Source organism: Streptomyces sp. MAI_2237 (assembly GCF_054189285.1).
Map to the genome: position 1 here is coordinate 116,918 of NZ_JAJPGQ010000004.1, position 17,973 is coordinate 134,890.

The following is a 17,973-nucleotide window of genomic DNA, read 5'->3' on the forward strand; positions in this document are numbered from 1 at the left end:
GCCCCTCACCGACGACCCCCTTTGCGCCTGGTGGAGACGCCGCCACCCTCAGGTACTCGGTGATACCGTATAGCGGTACTCGGTAGCACGTAGTACTTCCTGGGCGCTGAGGAGCATCCCGCAATGGACGACCTGACGGAGATGTTGAAGGGCACGCTCGAAGGATGCGTGCTCGAAATCATTGGCAGCGAGGAAACCTACGGTTACGCCATCACTCGCCGGCTCAACGATCTCGGCTTCACCGACGTCATCGAGGGGACGGTGTACACGATCTTGCTGCGGCTGGAGAGGAACGGGCTCGTGCAGGTGACGAGACGTCCCTCCGAGGTAGGTCCGCCGCGCAAGTTCTACACGCTCAACGAGGCCGGACGCGAGGAACTCGCACGGTTCTGGGCGAAATGGCAGTACCTCTCATCACGCATCACCAGGCTTAAGGAGGGCGGGAGATGAACTTCTGGGAGAAGGCCACAGGCAGCGACCTCACCAAAGACTGGAAGGCGTTCAGAGCCCGGGTTGAAGCTCTGCCGGACGACTACCGGGAGGCATGGGACCAGATCGTCGCTCACCTCTTCCCTTACGGGGACTTCACCGGCCGCAACCTGACACCGATCCTCGATTCCGCCCTCGGGCTGCTCGAAGTGTCGGCAGTCGACGGGCAAAGCATTCACGAGGTGCTCGGCGACGACATCCAGGGCTTCTGCACGGCGCTGGCCGGCGGGGCTGGGGCTCGCACTCATCGCGACCGGTGGCGCGAGCAGTTGAACAGGAACGTCGCAAGGAAACTGAACCGGCTGGGAGGCTGACGTGAGCATCCAAGACATCATCGAAGGCAAGAAACAGTGGCGAGCGCATGTTGCCCGAGTCAAGGCGCTGCCGCCGGACTACCAGATCGTCTACAAGGAGATGCAGAAGTACCTGTTCAAGGTCGGACCGGTCAGCCTGTCCGACGGGCCCCTCCTGCCTGAAATCGTCGACTTCTTCGAGGAGGGTGTCGCCGAGGGCAAGGGAGCTGTGGAACTCATCGGCACCGACGTCGCTGCGTTCTGCGACGACCTGATCAAGGACTCTCCCACCTACGCGGACGCCTACCAGGTATCCATCAGCGCAAAACCGGGCGCAGACGAGAAGTAACGTTTGCCGCCTCACGTCCTTCGGCGTCACCCGTCCGAGCGATACGTTCGCCTCGGCGCAGCGCAACGCGACGAGACAGCAGGCCATTTGGCTACCGGGAACTGCCGCAGCTCCTGTTCATGCCGGTTTCGCGCACCCGAAGAACTGGAGGATCCTCACCGCACCGGCCCCGCTGCGCCCTCCTCGTGCCGACGAACCTCGGCACCACCACTGCCCGTTCAACTGCACGGCAGATGAGGACGTTCGCGCACCGCGTCGTGGCTATTCGCCCAGCAGAAGGATCTCCAAGAACTCCTGCGGGGCATCCCTGCAGATGTCGTGGCCGCTGTCCAGGGTGTGGACGCGCCAGGTCGGGTCGTTGGACAGCCGGTCGCGCACGGCGGTGAAAGGCGTGCCGTCCCACCCGGACAGATACACGTAGTCCCGGGTCTTGACGTCACGCAGGCCGGCCCCGTCCAGCCGGATCCGCTGGAGGAAGGAAGCCAGGGGATGTGCGCTCACCCGCGGGTCGCTGCCGGGCCGCGGCTGGACCGTGTAGCCGTCCGCCGCCGCGGCGTCCAGGAACAGGCTGCGGTAGGCATCGGTGGTCAGGTCCCAACAGGACTGGCCGTCCTCGGGGACGTAGGCGTCGCAGTAGACCAGGCGGCGCACCACGCCGGAAGGGGCGCGGTCGGCGGCACCGGTGATCACCATGCCGCCGTAGCTGTGCCCGACGACAACGGCGTCGTCGGCCTCCTCGGCGGCGAGTACGGCGAGCACGTCGTCGATGTGGGTGTCGAGATTGACGTTGGCGGCGTACAGGTGGGCGCGGTCGCCGACACCAGTGGGGGTGACAGTCAGCGCCCGGTGTCCGGCGGTGCGCAGCCGGTCGGCCAGGCCGGAAAAGTACCAGCCGCCGCGCCAGCCGCCGGGAACGAGAACAAAGGTCGTCATGCAGGCATGAACGATGCCCACCGGACGCTGATTCCTTCACGGGCATGGGGAGTTGCGCGAGTCCTGCTCGTCCTGACGCGGAGCGGGGGTGCGTCGCCCGTCGTGCTTAAGGTCGCGCTCCAGGCGACTGTCGCCTTCGGCGCCCAGGGCGGGCGTGCCCTGGGCGCACCGTTGTGCTGGGCTTGAGGGTCATTGGGTCTGGTGGCGGTACAGCCGTCCGTGGTTGCGCCACCAGAGCACCGTTCCGTCGGGTCCGCGCACGAAGTTGGAGCGGGTGCCGATCGGTTGGCCCTCGGCGTCGAGGTCGAGTGCGAAGTCCCGCTTGTAGAAGGCGGCTCCCAGCTCGGTGCTCTGGTCCTTGACCGAGTCCTCTTCTTCTTGGGAGGCGGCGTCGTTCTGGCCGGCCGGGCCATGGGCGGTCTGGGTGGCGTGCAGCCGTCCGTTGCGACGGGTCAGTTCCATGACGACGTCCTCGACGGCGCCTTCTTCGTTGATCCGCTGGGCCATGTAGCGGCCCTCGTAGGGCTTGAGTTCCACGCTGTTCAAGGTCTCGGCTGTGGCGGGCAGGTTGGTGACACCGGCGTACCGGCTCAGGGCCCAGTCGTCGGTGAACAGCTCGTCCCTGAGCCGTGTGCCGCCTTCCGAGTTGGTCAGCAGGGTCAGGGCGAAGCCGCGGCTGGGCACCATCAGGAAGCCTGACATCTGGCCCGGCCAGGTCCCGCCGTGCTGCACGATGCGCCGCCCCTGGGCACTTGGGCGCAGCATCCAGGTGACGCCCATGCCGTCGAGCTCCACGACCAGCGTGCCGCCGGGGCCGGGCCTGGAGCGCATCTCTTCCAGGGATTGCCGGCTCAGCAGGCGTGTGCCGTCGGGGGCGGTGCCCTCTCCCAGGTGGAAGCGGGCCCAGCTCAGCTGGTCGCGCACGCTGGAGATCAGGCCGCCGGTCGGTGCGAGGCTGCGTGGCTGGGGCCAGAAGGACGGCTCCAGTACGGCTTTGCCGTCGACGACGTTGTGGGATGCCGCGACGTTGAAGCCCACGATCTCGTCGCTGGAGAAGCGGGTGTGGCCAAGCCCCAGCGGATCGATGACCAGGTCGCGCACGGCCGCCTCGTAGGTCTTGCCCGTCACCGCCTCGACGATCCGGCCGGCCACGCACAGTGCCGCGTTGTTGTAGGCGAACACCGTGCCGGGCTCGGTGAGTTGGGGAAGGCGTGCCATGGAGGCCACGAAGCGGGCCAGTGCGTCGTCGCCCTGGCCGAAGTCCTGGTAGTCGTCGCCCAGCCATCCGGCACTGTGGTTGAGCAGCTGGCGCACGGTGACCTGCGCCGAGGCGAAGGGGTCGGCCACCGCGAAGTCGGGGAGGTATCGGCGCACCGGGGCGTCCAGCTCGACCTTGCCCTGCTCGACCAGCCGCATCAGCGTCGTGCCGGTGAAGGTCTTGGTGGTCGAGCCGACCCGGAAGACGGTGTCGCCGTCGACCGGAACCGGATGGTCGACATTGGTGACGCCGTAACCCCTGATGTACTCCTGGCCGTTGAGGAGCACACCGACTGCCGCACCGGGGATCGCGTATGCCCGCATCGCCTCCTCGATCTTGGCGTCGAGGGCACTGAACAGGGGGTTTTTGGTGTCGCCCGTGCCGCCCCCCTGGGGAGCGGATCGCGGGGACGCGGCCGCCGGTGGCGCGGTTCCCAGCGAGACGGTCGCGCAGCCGACGGCGGCCGCGGTGCTCAGAAAGCCGCGGCGGGACCACCGTGGGTGCCCTGGACGTTCAGGCGAGGCGGCAAAGCGCTGGGGGCCGGAGCCGGCTGACAGCAGATCTTCCGTCACTTGCCGGCTCCCTCGCTGCCGATGGCGAACGGCGCCGGTTTCACGGTGTTCACGCAGCGGGTGTCGGGGTGCTCGGGGTCGTCGAAGAAGGAGGTGATCACCTTCGACCCGCAGGGGGTGTCGTACGCGCCGTGGGCGACACCGGCCAGCGTCACCACGGTGGAGCGGGAGAGGGTCCGGGCCACGTAGCGCCCCCACTGCGCCCCGGTCTGGGCGTCGAAACTCCCGGAGATGGCAAGGGTGGGAATGCTGCTCGAGGTGACCTCGCGCACGGAGTCGGGCGCCTTCGGCACGTTCCAGGCCTGACATGCCTGGCGCAGGAACGGCAGCTGGGGCGCCTGGGCCAGGACCGAGCGAGGGAGCTCGGGAAAGGCCTGCCGGCCCTTGGCGAGCTGCTCCTGGGGGCTCTCGAACGGAACCCATTCGCTGCACCACACGCTCAGCGAGAACCCGTGGGCGAACATCCCCTGCGAGCCGGGAAGCCAGGCGGACGCCCACTGCTGGGCGATGCGCTCGGGCCGGCCGTGGGCCAGCTCGTCCACGCCCACCGCGAAGGTCTCGGGGGCGTGACTGGCACGCACCATCCAGTTCAGCAGCGCTCCGCCGTCCAGGACCACCTTCACCCGCCCGACCTGCGGCACCGTCACCTGCGTGGTGACCGGATGGGCCTCCAGCTGACGCACCATGCGCAGGTAGGTGGCGCCGATGTCCGGGTAGTGCTGCCGGCAGGAGGGCTGCGCCGCGCAGGCGCTCACGATGTTGTCGAACGACTCCCTCATGCTGCTCCACGTCCACCCGGGCGTCGCCACGGACGGCGGTACGACGCCGTCGACCGTCACGGAGCGGACGCCTTGGGGGAACATGCGCATGTAGGTCAGGGCCAGTTGGGTGCCGTAGGAATGCGACAGGACGTTCCACTGCCCGATTCCCAGGGCCTTGCGCAGGTCGGCCGCGTCGGCGGCGTTCTCGCTGGTGTTGTAGGCGGCCAGGTCGATGCCCTGGGCCGCGAGGCGGTCGTGGCAGCGGGCCGCGGCCTGGGCGTAGAGGTTGCCGGTGGAGGGTGCGTCGTAGAGGAGGTGGACGCGTTCGCCGTAGAACCGGTCGATCTCCGGACACGTCAGCGGCCGCTCGGACGAGTACGTCCCGCGCTGGGACAGGACGATCAGATCGCGGTCGCGGTTCAGCCCCGCCTCGGTCAGTCCGGCGATGTCCGCCAGGGCGTCGGCGCCGGGCCCGCCGGTGAAGAACACGATCGGATCGGCGTGCGGCGCCGGGGATGCGGAGCGGACGCGTGCGACGGCCAGGCGCAGGGTGCGCAAGGACGGGTGGGCCCGGTTCTCCGGAACGACGAGGAAGCCGCAGCGGGTTTCCTTGAGCTCTCCGTACGTGGTCGGGCAGGCAGCGGGCACGAAATGTGACGGCTGCGCCCGTGCCGCCTGGGGTGGGGGCAGGGTGAGCGTGGTGCCGGGGAAGATCCAGTGGCCGCGGTCGCTGGAGGGGTATCCGTGCCGCAGGGCCTCGTGCTCGATGGTCTGCCGGTTGAGGGCGTAGACGCTGTCCCACCGCATGGCGTTGCCGAGGGTCTGCCGGGCTATGTCCCACAACGTGTTGCCGGAGGCAACGGTGTGCGTCCCGGCATTCCCGGCGCTCGCGTCCGCGGGCCCGGACTCACCGGCCGGTCGGCCCGGCGACAGGCCGGACTGCGGCCGGCTCGCCCGCGGGGAGGTGCCCTCCCCCGCTGCGGGTTTCTGCCGGACGGCGGCCGGGCCGGGCGCGCCGTGGGCCGGGGCCGCGCTGAGCATCGTCAGACCGGCCAGGAACATGGCGGCCGCGGCAGCGGTGCCGCGATTACGTATGGGCATGTCGTCCTTCCCAGGCGGTGCCGGCGGCTGTGCGCCGGCACCGCCGGACTCGTCACACAAGGGGCGGGGGCGTCAGAGGCCATCCTGCAAAGGGGCTTCGTGCCCCGCACCGCAGCAGGCCCAATGGGGTCAGTCACGCGGCCGCCGACCCGGACGGCGGGTGAGGGTCGTTTTCTGCCCGGGGACGGCCGCGGATGGAAAGGCTCTCCTGCCCGCTTCGCGGAAATCCCCCATTAGCACCATCGAGGCCACCGAGGTGTCGTGAATCGATCCCCGCCGTGTGCAGAGGGCTGCTCGTGGAGGAGCGCGGGTGCCGGGACTCTTGCAGAGCCCCGGCGTTCACCCCGGGGGTGAATGGGTCTCAGGCCTGCTCTGACGTGCACATGAGAGCGGACGTTTCCGCTGCTCGATGTACTGGCGGACGATCGCCGACGGTGCACCGCCGCACGACGCGGAGAGACGGCGTTGGCCAGATATGCGCAGGGGGCTGGGTCGCGGATGCACTGCTGGTGGCGCCCGGCTGGGCGCAGTCGGCCTGGATGAGGATCTGATCTGCCCGGCCAGGAAGCTCGGCTGCGGGTGCGGGGCGCGGTGCCGCACCTTCGCCACCTTGATCAGGAACCAGACATTCCGGCATCACGAACCCGCCAGACAGGAACGCGTTGTTCGCATTGGATCTCTTGACATGCGGGCTGCCCCGAGAGCAGCTCCACCTGGGCCAGGCCCTTGGGCGTCAGGTGCACGATCCGGGACCGCTTGTCCGTCGGGTCGGGGGAGCGGTCGATCCAGCATGGCCCGGCTGCGCGCCAGCTGGGGGTTCATGCGCATCGCGCATCACAGACGCGTCGTCGCCGTGGCCGTGACCACGGCGGCGGCGATGCTCACGCTCGTCGGCACACCGGCGCACGCGCAGCCGTCCTCCCCGGCCGCGCCGTCGCCGTCGCCGTCGCCGTCGAACAGCGACACCACGGAACTCGCTCCTCTCGGACCATCCGCGCACCTGGTGGTATGCGCACCGCACCTGACAGGCTGCTTCCCCCTCACAGGAAAACAGGAGTGTGCTGTGGAACGTCGACGCCTCTTGGCCGTGGCGGCCGCTCTGGTCGTCGCCTCCGGCTGCTCGTCCCAGGACGATGAGGCCACACCCTCACATCCGACATCCTCGTCCTCGAGTTCGGCATCCTCCGACGGGGCCCGCAAGGCCGTCGATGCCTATGTGGACGCCCTGAACTCCCGCAGCGCCGCCGATCTGATCGCCGTCGGCGGTGTCGAGGACGAGAAGTGGTCGAGGCAGGAGGCCGCGCAGATCCTCGCCGACCGGGGCGGGCGCGGATGGAAGGTCAAGGATGTCCGGATCGAGCACGACATGGGCCCGGACACCGGCTCGGCACGCCTCGTGGCCGAGGACCGGGCGGGCAAGCCGATGCGGGACACCTTCACCGTGATGCGGCAGAGGGGAACGTGGCACCTGGTGGTCTTCACTCACCAGCCGACCGAGCCGGGCAAGGAATCCGCCTCAACGGACAAGCCAAGTTCCTGACGGCGTCGTCGGGGCGGCGTGTGCCCGGCTCTCGGAACACACGCCGCCCCGTGGACATCGGCTGCCACTCGCGGCGCCTGACACCGCGCCGGCAGGCTCTCTTGGTCCATATGCCGAGGTGGGCCACGCCGGTGGGAGTGCCTGCCGGAGTTGCGGTGGAGCCCGGACTCCCGCGCACTCGTGCCCGGGCGCAAGATCCGCAACCGTCACGGCTCCGACCTGTCAGCCCGCTGAGCCCGGCACCGCGATGCGGACTACGAAAGGCGCAGACGTCCGCGCAACAGCTCCCGGCTCTCCTCGGGCCCCAGGCTCTGCTGCTGGAGTTCCTCCAACACTCGCACGTACTGGTGGACCTCCTCGCGTCTGTCCAGGATGAGCGCGCTGGTGAGCTGTTCGAGATAGACGACGTCCGAGAGGTCGTCCTCCGGGAATCCGAAGACGGTGAAGGCCCCGCTCTCCGCGCAGTGGCCGCCGGAGCTGAACGGCATGATCTGCAGCCGGACGTTGGGCCGTTCGGACAACTCGATCAGGTGCTGAAGCTGGCCGCGCATGACGTCACGGCCGCCGTAGGGGCGCAGCAGGGCAGCCTCGTCCAGGACGACATGGAGGTCAGGGGCGTTCTCCCGGAAGAGGATCTTCTGGCGTTCCAGGCGCAGCGCCACACGTCGGTCGATGTCGGCTGCTTCGGCGCCCTTCATGCCGCGGCTGATGACGCCGTGGATGTAGGCCTCGGTCTGCAATAGCCCGTGTACGAACTGCAGTTCATACGCGCCGATGAAGGACGCGGCGCCTTCCAGGCCGACGTAGGTGGCGAACCAGTTCGGCAGCACATCCGCGTAGCGGTGCCACCAGCCGGCCAGGTTCGCCTCGCGGGCCAGATCCACGAGTGCGGCGCGCTCGGCCTCGTCCGTGATGCCGTACAGCGTCAGCAGGTCTTCCACGTCGCGTGCCTTGAAGCTCACGCGGCCCATTTCCATCCGGCTGATCCTCGACTCGGACGCGCGGATCACATAGCCCGCCGCGTCGCGCGTGATCCCCCGGGCTTCCCTAAGCCGCCTCATGTGCGAGCCGAGGAGCATGCGCTGCGCCACCGAGCCGGTGACACGAGCCTGATCGCGGGTGGTGCGCGCACGCAGCCGCTGGGCGCCCGGACTGCCGAGGGAGGAGCCCTCCAACAGGGCGTCGAAATCGTGACCGTGGTCAACCATGTTGTCCACCGCCTTGGTGCCGTTGCGACTTCTTCCGCCACCTGTAGAGCAGTCCCTCGATGACGCGGACCGACTTCTCGTCGAGCAACTGCTGGATCTCTTCCTGCGTGTAGTCGTCCAGGGTCAGGGCCACGACGGTCCGCGTCCTGGGGTCGGCGATGTTGTTCAGCTCCTCACGGACCCACAGCCTGCCCAGGACCTCCTCGGCAGTGCCGCGCGGGCTGACCGGGTTCTCGTACACCGCTTGTTGCCGTTTCAGGGACCGGCGTTGCCGTTCGGCGTCTGCGCGGTGCCTGCGGAATTCGTTGGGGAAGCTGTACAAACACGCGCCCATGAAGTACGTCGTGATGCTGGCGCCGCCCTCGAAGCTCCAGCCGCCTTCGACGAGGGCCTTTTGCCGGAAGCGGGGTAACGCGCGGGCGACGGTCATGCTGGCCAGTTCCTCCCGCACCTCGCTGTGGGTAGCCAGCTCCTCCAGGTCGAGCTCATGCGGGTTGAGACCGAAGCCGCGGTGGGCGACAAGCTGGAAGATGAAGCCGGAATGCATCCATCCGCGCAGGACCGAGATGCCGTAGCGGACCAGCTCCTCCACGAAGAGGTCGTATCGCGACCCTTGGAAGTCGTCCTGCGCGAGCAGGAGGAGGAGCTGTTCGTCCTTCAGTCTCCTGTCGACGTTCTGCTGCAGCCGCCGGCTCTGCCGTCCGTGCCGCACGCTCATCCGACGCAGATCGTCCTGGGACACCGGCGCATCCAGATCGCCCCTCTGCGACCGGCCCGAAGGTTGTAGGTTCCGGGCGTGCGCGGCCGCGGACTGACCGCCCGCGACGTCGCCCTCCATTCCCTCTCCCCTTCGGTTGTCTGTGCCGACCCTCACGCTCTGGGGTCCCTGCGCCGCTCCCTTCTACGTGGCGCCGGACGCCGCACCCCACGGACATTCTCAAGATCTTTCCGCTGGCTGTGGACGCGAAAGAGCCCCGTGGGGCAGCGGGCCGGCGGGCACGTACGAGCCGACATCCGCAGCAGAGAACCCTGCGGAGATCTGCCGCACCAACACCACGGGAGAAATCGATGAGTTCAGGCCGCAGCACCCGTCCGGACCCGGCCGAGCCGGGGCCGTTCATCACCCTGCACACCGCTGTCGTGCTCCTGACCGCGGTCGTCATCGGCCTGGCCGTCGCAAGCCTGTCCCACCTCAACGGCGCCTCCCTGGCGGGTGCGGCCCTGGCAGGTCTGCTCAGCACCGGCGGCAGCGTCCCCGTGCTCCGTCACCTCATCAGATGACGTCAATCGGCTCCCCGCAAGGAACATGGTGTCTGCCGTGGGGTGCGTCTCCGGCCCACCGCCGTCCGTGACGCTGCGCAGTTGGCGTGGCGGCCGGCCTCCTGCCCTTGCAGGAGTCTCGCCGCGCTTCTCATCGGCGTCACGGATCGTGAACACCTGGGTGGCGCAGAGAGAAGGCAAGAATTGGCCTTCTTTCCTCGCCCGCGATACGGCAGCCATAACCGTCGCCATCGGCGTGATGCTCGAATCTTCATTGCCCTTGGACTCGGGGCTGACGGCACAGGGCAATCGGACAGGAGTTCTCTGGTCGAGCAACCTCATGATCGAGCTGATGCTGCACTTCCGGTTCGGCAACCCGCGGTTCAGAGCCATCCGCCCCCCCGACAGCTCGCGTCGATCAGATCTCGTCCATCAGGTCGCTGGCAATGGCGGGTGCGATTCGGGCGATCTCGTCGAGCAGCCGGGTCGGCTTGCCACTCAGAGACGGCGGCGAATCGGATCTCTGCCGGTGCCGGGGGCCCTGACGCTCTGCGCGTTGGCCTGTGTCTTGGCGTCAGGCATTTGCCGCCCCATCCGATCTTCTCCGTGGTGATCTTGCGCGGGCTGTCGCCGTGGCCGCCTCCAGCAAGTCAATCAGCTCATGCGGGGAGCGCGAGACTTTATTGACCCACTTCATCGTGCTGTACGACGTCGATGAAGAATTGATCTGCGCCACGAGGGGAGGGCTGGCACCCGATCTTAGAAGCCGTCATGGGAGAGGATCTGGTGTTCGTCCATGTGATCTGCCACGCTTCAATCTAACCGGCTGGCATGTAGGGGGAGATGTCCGTGCCGAAGGAACCCTCGTGCACTGCACGCGACCTGGACAAGGCCGCCCTGGAACTCTTGTGTGCTGCTCGGGACTTGCGCAAAGCCTGTCGGTACAACAAAGCGCAAGACGAGTTGGCCCGGCGTGCTAGGCGGGCACGCCGGCGACACACTGCCGTCAAGCCTCTACGGGACCGACTCGAGGAAGCCGCCAAGAGCCTCATGTGCTGCCTCGGCGTGCCCTCGGGCGGGTTTTCGGAAAACCAGGCTGCAACCAAGGAGGGTTTGAAAGAGGACCACTTGATCGGTGCCTGCCTTACCCTCGCCATCAGTCTCCGTTCCGGCGTGTGGCAGTTCGCCTATCCCCGAGACGACCCCGGCAAGCCTCGACAGGACGGTGAGCCCCTGGCGCCGAACGAGGACGTCACCGCCGCTCAACGCGAGCTCCGTGCATGGGGTTATATGGGCCATCACCTGGAGGACCTCGCCCTGCACGTGGTGACGGGCCACGCCGTCCCTGGCGTCGGTGCTCTGACCGGCATGCTGGCGGAAGGCATCGTCAAGAGCCGACAGGACGCCGTCGATTCCCTCGTCGCCACTGTTCGTCGAGGGTTTGGATTCGGGGATCTTGATTGCGGAGGCACCGATGTCGGCCCGCCCAAGCGAACCCCGCCCCTGAGCCCGCCCCAGAGGTTTCCGCCAGACCTTCAATAGGGGTGCCGGCTCCTGCATGTTCTCCCATTCCAGCCGTGCTGGCCCAGGGCCGGGCTGCCGCGCCGGTCCCGCTGGAGGACGCGGTCGCACTGTCCGGCTCCCTGGACCTGGTGCTCGACCAGCGAGAAGGTCCAGGAGGCCCGGCGGCGAACGCAAGGAACGCGCCCGTTAGGGGTGTCCGACCCGACCTAGCCGACCTGAAGCAAATTCCTGTGCCGTGTAGTCGTTGCCCCGGCCAGCCTCCATGATGGCGTCTGCGAAGCTGACCGCACGCTCGGCGGCGAGGCGGCCGTGGCGAACCATATGAGACAAGAACTTGTGCACGCTGAACGGCACGCACCCGTGGTGGCGGGACTCGACGCGGGCGTTGTGGTCCTCGCACAGGAAGTGCGGGGTTCCCCGTTGCATCCTTTCCGTCAGGGCCATGATCACGGATTCGGCCCAGTGCTCAAAGGGATCCTTCAAAGGCCGTCCACCGCGGACGATGTCTTGGATCTCCCGAACGCGTACGGCGGCGACCTTGTCGCTGGTGTCCAAGATCGTGCCAAGCCAGTCGAGTTGGCCCAGAGCAGCGGCAGCCAGGCTTTTGACGTCCGGCGCTCCTTCTTCGGCCAGGCGGTCCAGCTCGTCGTACACGACGTCGACGAGGATGTGATGCTGGGCTCCGATCTCCCCCTGGACTACGCTGCGCAGGTCGTCATGGACGGCCAGGGTGAGCAGGGCGGAGGTGTCGATGAACCAGACGGCGGGCTTTTCAGGCGTGGGCGGCCTCACCACGCCGGCCGGGTTCAGGCGAGCACCTCAGCTTCCGGCTGCATCACGTCATCCCACAGTGCGTCGTCGTCCTCACGCTGCAAGAGCGTAGCAACCACGCCCAGTCCTACCTGTTCGTTTCGGGCAGCCTCCACCGCGGCCCCCAGGAGGCGCTCGGGGGCACGGACAGTTCGCAACGGGCTGATTCCCGCCCCGGTGGGCGCCACAGAGGCGTGACGCTCCACCAGTTCGCTCACCACTTGCCGGCGCAGTTGCTGCCTCTGCTCGGCAGTGATCAGGCCGAGGTCCAGCAGTTGGTACAGCAGGGCGGAGAACGACACGCCGAACTGTTCCATCAGCGCGACCAGGCTGCGTTCGGTGACGCGTCCGGCACTCAGCCACGCAAGGGTTTCGCGAATGCCGTCCTCCGGCATCAGCAGGTGACCGGCAAAGGCGTTGACGCGCTTCTCCGCCAGGTCGTTGGCGTACATGTCGCGCTCGTCCTCATCGATCACATCCCGGGTGTCACCGAGGAGATGATGCCCCAACTCGTGCGCCAGAGTGAAACGCACGTGCCCTTGGGAGAAGTCGGTGGAGGCGACGATCAATTGCACACCTTCGCCGTGCACACACAGGCCGTCCGCTTCCTCACCCAGCGGGGATAGTGCGACATCGACGCCGAAGTGCCGCTCGACGAGGCCGGGCAGATCTCCCAGTTCGTAACAGCCCAGGCCGAGTTCTTGGCGTGCAAACTCAGCCAACCGCCTACCCTGGCGTTGCGCCTCTGCGTGGTTGCGGGGCGCGGGCAGACGATTGCGGGCAAACTCCAGTACGCGCTGCCCGGCCGCGGTCACCACGGACGAGCGCGTCTGTACGCGTTGGGCGAGGACGTCCTCGACCTCGAGCAGTTCCAGCGCCCGGCGCTTGGCATTGTTGTCCCCGTCCGGATCGCAGTCGGCCGCCAGCCGGTGAGCCATCGCCAGAGTCGGCCGAGACGGCTGGCCGAGCAGATGGGCCACGGTCACTCCCAGCGCCTGCGCAAATTTCGGCAGCTCACGGACACTGACCTTGCGCCGGCCGTTCTCGATCTTCGAGATCTGGTCCTTGCCCAGACCGACGAGACTGCCCAGGGCCTCCCCGGTCAGAGCCCGCCGTGAACGCGCATGGCTCACCCGTCGCCCCACATCGGCAGGATCTACGGAATTGGTGAGGCCAGAGTCCACAGGCAGCAGCGGGCCGAGGGCCGCTTCGCCGCTCAGGACATCTCCCATCGCGCGCCTCCTCTCACAGGCAGTCTCGCGGGTAGCTCCAGACCAGTATCCCGCCCCAGCCCCAGAATCGCAACTATTCCTACAGGCTAGTTGCTATGCAGGGTGGGGCTACCCGTACAGACACCGACCGATATCCAGGCATCCGGGATCCGAGAAGGCCAACTCCCTCATAATCCGATGCGGCAGAAGCGGTACGGTCGGCAAATTGCAGACCTTGGTGACTGGGCGCGATCGCATCCCGTCTCGGTTTGGGACCCTGCTGCTCTGACCCAGCAAGCCACCACGCCAGCCTGCTATGGCGTCTCGATCCGGCCCGGACGCGGCTTTCGACGCTGCGGCCGCGTGGCCTTGGGATCAGTCGACGAGACATGCGCCCGATTCGCAGGCCGACGCCCACGAGGGCGGAGCCGAGACGGGTGGGGAGATGCTGCATCGGGCTGTGGTCCATCGCTCCGTTATGAGGCGGAAGGCGTGGTGTGGATGCGTACCTGTGTGGTGTCGGCGCCGTTCTCGTCCGTGTCAGGGTCGCGGTAGGTGTCGATGAGCGCGTGCGGTGCACCCTGGAGATGAAGGGCTCCGCCGTATTAGGACCGCACATGCGAAGGAGACCCTCCCTGCGTGTCGACTCGATCATGCACACCGAGTTCCCGGTGCTACACCTCCGCATGGAGCACTGAGCCGGATCCTTCCGCGGCAACGACGAGAATCCCCTCTTCCTCGTCACAGGGCAGTGAGGCGCGGCGCATGCGAATCTCCCACTGTGGTGGCCACAGCGTGGTGGCGTCCCAGAGGATGCCTTCCAGGAGCAGTCCGTCGAGCTGGGCACCGGTGAGGTCCGCGCCGATGAAGTCGTTGCTGGCCTGTTCGACCTCCGCGACGGCCCTCGCCAGTGCGTCCGCCTCCTCGCAGCTGCGGGCCAGATCGTCGATGAGGTCCTGGGTGACTGCGTTGACGCCGAACAGGTAGGAGCGGCCGGCCGTTTCGAGCGCGGCGACGGTGGGGGCCACCTCTTCGTCGAGGAGCTCGCGGATGCTGTGGAGTTCACCGGCCAGTCGTTCCGCCGGCCCGGCAAGGACTGCCTCGACAGCACCGAGGTAGTCCATCTGGGCGGCGCCGCTGGCAGGCCGTGGGGGTTGGGGCAGCTGGGACATGCCCTCCAGCTGTGTGCGCAGCTGGTCCAGTACGACGTCGGCGGAGCCCAGTGGCTGGGTCGCATCGCTCAGGAGGTCACACAGATCTTGGACCATGCGCACGGCGGCACGCAGGGCTTTGGCCAGGTCCTGCGGCCAGTAACGCTGCACCAGGCGCAGGGCTTCCTCGCGGTATTTGACGCGGATGGCGGCAGGGCGGCGGGGCAGCGTTACTCGCCCGGCCGGGTGAGGCTGCGGTGAGCTGTTGCGCTGGTTGAGGGCGTCGCGGGCGTCTTGGGACAAGCGGCGATCGACGGCGGAGCCCAGGTTGCGGTGGGTTGCGGCCAGGAGACGGTCCAGTGTGAGGTCTGGGGTGCGCAACTCGGGCGGGCCGCCCTGGGCGTTGATGCGGTCGTTGATGGCGACGCCCAGCTGGTCATGGACGGCCGCCAGCAGGTGATCGAGCGCGATGTGGCGGGGGTCGCCGGGCTCGTTCGCCGTGCGGGACTCGCGGCCCGTCATGTCTGCCCCCTCCCCTCGGCGGCGTGGCCTTGCAGGCGCAGGCCTTGTTTGAGGGCGGCTCGAGCGCGGGCGAGGTTCTGGCGTACGGCGGTCTGGGTCGTGCCCATGGCGCGTGCGCTCTCTTGGGTGGTGAAGCCGTCCAGATGCCAGGCCATCGCGGCGCGTTGTTTGGCCGGGAGTTGGAGCAGTAAGGAGATCACCAGGCGCTCCTCTTCTCCGAGTTCGGCGGCGTGAGCCGGGGTCTGCCAGCGCAGGCTCAGCTGCGGCTCGGGCAGGTCCGCACAGCTCTCTTCGAGTTTGACCTGCTGGCTCACCCAGGATCGCCAGGCGACCTTGCGGAGCCAGGCGCGGGGGTGGGCGATGGCCACGCCCGGGGCGCACATCTGCGTGAAGGCGTCCTGCGCGGCGTCCTGAGCCTCGTTCCAGGACGCTCCCTGCAGCAGAAGGAACCGGACGAGTGCCGGATACTGCTGGTCGTGCAATGCCCCGGCAAGCTGGATTCCGGGCTGCGGTTCAGTGGTTGCTTCCAGAGGCTCGGCAAGGCCGACGTCAACGCTGAGGGCGTCCTCCACGGCCCTCACCCCCCATCCGGGCGGCCGGCCCCAGCTGGAGACGCCGGCCGCGTCGGAGGGCCGATTCCTGCCCCGTCAGGCAGCGGAGCCTGTCGGTCCGTGCCGTCTCGGTGATGAGGGCTATCTCCACCGAGGTGGTCAACTGCCGCGACGCGATCTTCACGACGGCGTTCACGACGCTGACGGCCACGGTCACCACCGCTCCGGCAATCACAGGCTCCATGCCGCACCCTTTCCACGGGAGATGCGTGTCGGTTGATCCTCACGCACCACAACAGTGCTGATTCTTCCCGGAGTTGTGACATTCGCCTGGTCACGAAGGTGCGAACGAGACGACACGCCACAACGCCGGCCTGCACGCCCACGAACGCACGCGTACCTCGCATCAGCAATCCGGGGTACCGCACGGGAGGCCCGATCTGTGGGTGGTTCTCCTGCGTCGACCGGTCCTCGGGGACCCACTTCGGTCGTCGGGCGGGCAGGAGGGGTCGTGACATCGGCAGGGTGGCGGTCAGGGGACCGTGTTGCCCCCCGGGGGGAGGATTTCGCTGGGTCTCCAGCAGGATCGGGTGGCGGGCTCAGGTGGTGTTCGGGGCAGTGCGGGGCGGGCGCCGCGCTGTTGGCGCCCGCCCGCCTGCGCCACAACCACCGCCACACGCGGGATGACGACTCCGCCCACCAGCGCCGACGGCATCTGCCGCGGGGAGCCCGGTCCGCCGCCGTCCGTGAAGCTGCGGCGGTCGCGGCGCCCGGCGCCCACTTGGCGCTCCGTCCATCGTCCCGGCGTGAACGCGGGCGGGACGGCGACGCACGTCACGGCATGTCCGTCGGAGTCTCCCGGGTGTCCGTGGGGGTGTCCTGGATGTCTGTGCCGAACGCGTGCCGGCGCAGTCCCTCGGCGTCGATGACGACGATGCGGGACCTCGCCGGGGAGTCGTCGAGGAAGCCCCGTGCCTGCAGCTCCCTGACCCGCCGGCCGGCCGCCTCTCGGCCCATGCCCAGCCAGTCGCCGAGATCCTCCTGCGTCACCTCCCGGATCTCGATACCCAGCTGGGTGCTCACTCCCTCCGCCTCCGCCAGCCGCAGCAGCAGCCGGCTGAGCCTGAGCCGGGCGGGGGCGCCCGCGATCACGATCCGGTGGTGGTCGGACTCCTTGAGCCGCGTGCACACCGTCAAAAACACCTTCCGCAGGATGCCCGGATGCTCCGTGAGCAGTCCCTCGAACGCCTCGCGCCCGTACCAGCGGACGTAGGTCTGCGTCAGTGCCGTGACGGTCGCGTTGCGCGGGCCGCGGTCCAGTAAGCCCATCTCGCCGACGAGTTCACCGCCCCGGCGGGTGGCCAGATAGGTCGTACGGTCACTCTCCCCGTGCCACAGCACCCGGCATCTGCCGCTGATGATCAGGGCGGCCCGGTCGGCGGCGTCGCTCTGCCTGAAGACGGTCTCACCGGGTTCGAGCGGGAGCCGCGGGAGCCGCCCGACCCGCTCCATGGCCTTGCGCTCGTCGGCGTCGAGGGTTTCCCAGAAGGTCTTGTACGTCACCCGAGACAGCGTCTCGAAACAGGGCCGCGCAACGAGGCACTTGCATCCTTTTGATCAACTTGATGCTGCTCTTATGTGGCCTGTAGGCACATGAGTAGACAGGTATGACAGATGCCCGGATACCAGGGGTCGTCGCAAGGCCGGAACCCGTTGCAGGGACAGGACGCGCACGGCGGACAGAACCAGGTGAACATCCAGTCGGGACGCGACACCAGCATCCGGCGGGGTGCGGTCGTCGCCGGCCGCGACGCGCATGTCGGTGACGTCGTGGCCGGTGACAAGATCACGATCGTCCAGAAGGCCAGGCAATGGGCCATCGCCAATCCCCTGCTGGCGGGTGGCGTGGCGGTCGTCGTCCTGTCCGGCTCGATCTGGACCGGGGTCTCCCTCGGCTCCGACTCCGGCGTCGACACATCCGTGGTGACCGAGCCGGGTCTCAGCGGCGCCCTCCACACGGTCGAGCAGATCCGCGTCGCCGAGCGCCTCGCAGACGCCCCGTCCTGGTGCATGCTCGCGCAGCCCGGTGACAGCACCTGCGAGACGACGATGACCTCGTCGTTCGCCACGAAGGCTCCGTCGTACCGGGACCGTGTCGACCAGGTCGGGATCGGCGCGCCCGAGACGAACGGCACGGGCGCCCAGGTCATGTTGAGCTGGCAGGGCCGCAAGCAGGGCACGGTGCGTCTCGTCCAATCCGGCGGGCGCTGGCAGCTCAACTCCACCGACTACGGGCTGCTGAAGCTCTGCGGCGCCGGGGTCTTCCTGTCGCTGGTCGACGCGCGCAGCCAGGAACTGAAGTGCGGCATGTTCCAGATCCCGACGACCTAGCCCCCGCCGCCCCTGCATCCGCTCCCCTCACGCCCCCGGTCCTCCGCCT

At 68.1% G+C, this 17,973-nt stretch carries 18 protein-coding genes; 6 read left to right on the top strand and 12 right to left on the bottom strand.

All coding sequences use genetic code 11. The annotated features are described in order from the left end of the window. Window positions 1-123 precede the first annotated feature (123 nt). From LN251_RS27640 to LN251_RS27650, 3 genes are read left to right on the top strand one after another with little or no spacing between them, the layout of a single operon-like run. Entirely contained in the window at window positions 124-450 is a 327-nt protein-coding gene (locus LN251_RS27640) for a PadR family transcriptional regulator (protein WP_458246898.1), read from the top strand. Further along, window positions 447-803: a DUF1048 domain-containing protein gene (locus tag LN251_RS27645; RefSeq protein WP_458246899.1), complete on the top strand. Its 357-nt coding sequence runs from the start codon at window positions 447-449 to the stop codon at window positions 801-803. Before LN251_RS27640 ends, LN251_RS27645 begins: the two co-directional genes overlap by 4 nt. Before the next feature lies 1 nt (window position 804). Then, on the top strand, window positions 805-1,131 hold the full coding sequence (locus LN251_RS27650) for a DUF1048 domain-containing protein (RefSeq protein ID WP_458246900.1): 327 nt from the start codon (window positions 805-807) through the stop codon (window positions 1,129-1,131). Between the two features lie 261 nt (window positions 1,132-1,392). Here the strand turns inward: LN251_RS27650 and LN251_RS27655 are convergent, their stop codons facing one another. The 4 genes from LN251_RS27655 to LN251_RS27670 all read right to left on the bottom strand — a co-directional run bounded on the left by LN251_RS27655 (window position 1,393) and on the right by LN251_RS27670 (window position 6,725). After that, window positions 1,393-2,064 (bottom strand): alpha/beta fold hydrolase, encoded by a 672-nt coding sequence (locus LN251_RS27655; protein ID WP_458246901.1) that lies wholly within the window; start codon window positions 2,062-2,064, stop codon window positions 1,393-1,395. 189 nt (window positions 2,065-2,253) lie between these two features. Beyond that, the gene (locus tag LN251_RS27660) at window positions 2,254-3,894 is read right to left on the bottom strand and encodes a serine hydrolase domain-containing protein (RefSeq protein WP_458246902.1); all 1,641 of its coding nucleotides are present in this window, start codon (window positions 3,892-3,894) and stop codon (window positions 2,254-2,256) included. Continuing rightward, window positions 3,891-5,756 (bottom strand): alpha/beta fold hydrolase, encoded by a 1,866-nt coding sequence (locus LN251_RS27665; protein ID WP_458246903.1) that lies wholly within the window; start codon window positions 5,754-5,756, stop codon window positions 3,891-3,893. The genes LN251_RS27660 and LN251_RS27665 overlap by 4 nt, the downstream gene beginning before the upstream one ends. 834 nt (window positions 5,757-6,590) lie before the next feature. After that, window positions 6,591-6,725 carry a hypothetical protein gene (locus LN251_RS27670; protein WP_458246904.1) on the bottom strand — a complete coding sequence of 45 codons (135 nt, stop codon included), beginning with the start codon at window positions 6,723-6,725 and terminating at the stop codon, window positions 6,591-6,593. A gap of 94 nt (window positions 6,726-6,819) precedes the next feature. Here LN251_RS27670 and LN251_RS27675 point away from each other — a divergent pair, with 94 nt between their 5' ends. Beyond that, window positions 6,820-7,296: a hypothetical protein gene (locus LN251_RS27675; protein ID WP_458246905.1), complete on the top strand. Its 477-nt coding sequence runs from the start codon at window positions 6,820-6,822 to the stop codon at window positions 7,294-7,296. A gap of 254 nt (window positions 7,297-7,550) precedes the next feature. Here LN251_RS27675 and LN251_RS27680 read toward each other — a convergent pair whose 3' ends face one another. Beyond that, entirely contained in the window at window positions 7,551-8,375 is an 825-nt protein-coding gene (locus LN251_RS27680) for a helix-turn-helix domain-containing protein (RefSeq protein WP_458246984.1), read from the bottom strand. A gap of 121 nt (window positions 8,376-8,496) precedes the next feature. Beyond that, window positions 8,497-9,342: a hypothetical protein gene (locus LN251_RS27685; protein WP_458246906.1), complete on the bottom strand. Its 846-nt coding sequence runs from the start codon at window positions 9,340-9,342 to the stop codon at window positions 8,497-8,499. Between the two features lie 230 nt (window positions 9,343-9,572). On the opposite strand from LN251_RS27685, the gene LN251_RS27690 reads away from it, so the two are divergent. Then, window positions 9,573-9,785 carry a hypothetical protein gene (locus LN251_RS27690; RefSeq protein WP_450444371.1) on the top strand — a complete coding sequence of 71 codons (213 nt, stop codon included), beginning with the start codon at window positions 9,573-9,575 and terminating at the stop codon, window positions 9,783-9,785. 993 nt (window positions 9,786-10,778) lie between these two features. Here LN251_RS27690 and LN251_RS27695 read toward each other — a convergent pair. The 6 genes from LN251_RS27695 to LN251_RS27720 form a co-directional block, all read right to left on the bottom strand. Beyond that, window positions 10,779-11,324 (bottom strand): hypothetical protein, encoded by a 546-nt coding sequence (locus LN251_RS27695; RefSeq protein ID WP_458246907.1) that lies wholly within the window; start codon window positions 11,322-11,324, stop codon window positions 10,779-10,781. Between the two features lie 150 nt (window positions 11,325-11,474). Further along, the gene (locus LN251_RS27700; protein ID WP_458246908.1) at window positions 11,475-12,083 is read right to left on the bottom strand and encodes a hypothetical protein; all 609 of its coding nucleotides are present in this window, start codon (window positions 12,081-12,083) and stop codon (window positions 11,475-11,477) included. A gap of 11 nt (window positions 12,084-12,094) precedes the next feature. Next, entirely contained in the window at window positions 12,095-13,330 is a 1,236-nt protein-coding gene (locus LN251_RS27705) for a helix-turn-helix domain-containing protein (protein WP_458246909.1), read from the bottom strand. Between the two features lie 653 nt (window positions 13,331-13,983). Beyond that, on the bottom strand, window positions 13,984-14,982 hold the full coding sequence (locus LN251_RS27710) for a hypothetical protein (RefSeq protein ID WP_458246910.1): 999 nt from the start codon (window positions 14,980-14,982) through the stop codon (window positions 13,984-13,986). Then, window positions 14,979-15,554, bottom strand: a complete 576-nt coding sequence (locus tag LN251_RS27715; protein WP_458246911.1) for an RNA polymerase sigma factor — start codon at window positions 15,552-15,554, stop codon at window positions 14,979-14,981. The genes LN251_RS27710 and LN251_RS27715 overlap by 4 nt, the downstream gene beginning before the upstream one ends. 813 nt (window positions 15,555-16,367) lie before the next feature. Further along, window positions 16,368-17,096 (bottom strand): Crp/Fnr family transcriptional regulator, encoded by a 729-nt coding sequence (locus tag LN251_RS27720; RefSeq protein ID WP_458246912.1) that lies wholly within the window; start codon window positions 17,094-17,096, stop codon window positions 16,368-16,370. A gap of 111 nt (window positions 17,097-17,207) precedes the next feature. On the opposite strand from LN251_RS27720, the gene LN251_RS27725 reads away from it, so the two are divergent. Next, on the top strand, window positions 17,208-17,924 hold the full coding sequence (locus LN251_RS27725) for a hypothetical protein (protein ID WP_458246913.1): 717 nt from the start codon (window positions 17,208-17,210) through the stop codon (window positions 17,922-17,924). Window positions 17,925-17,973: the final 49 nt, after the last annotated feature.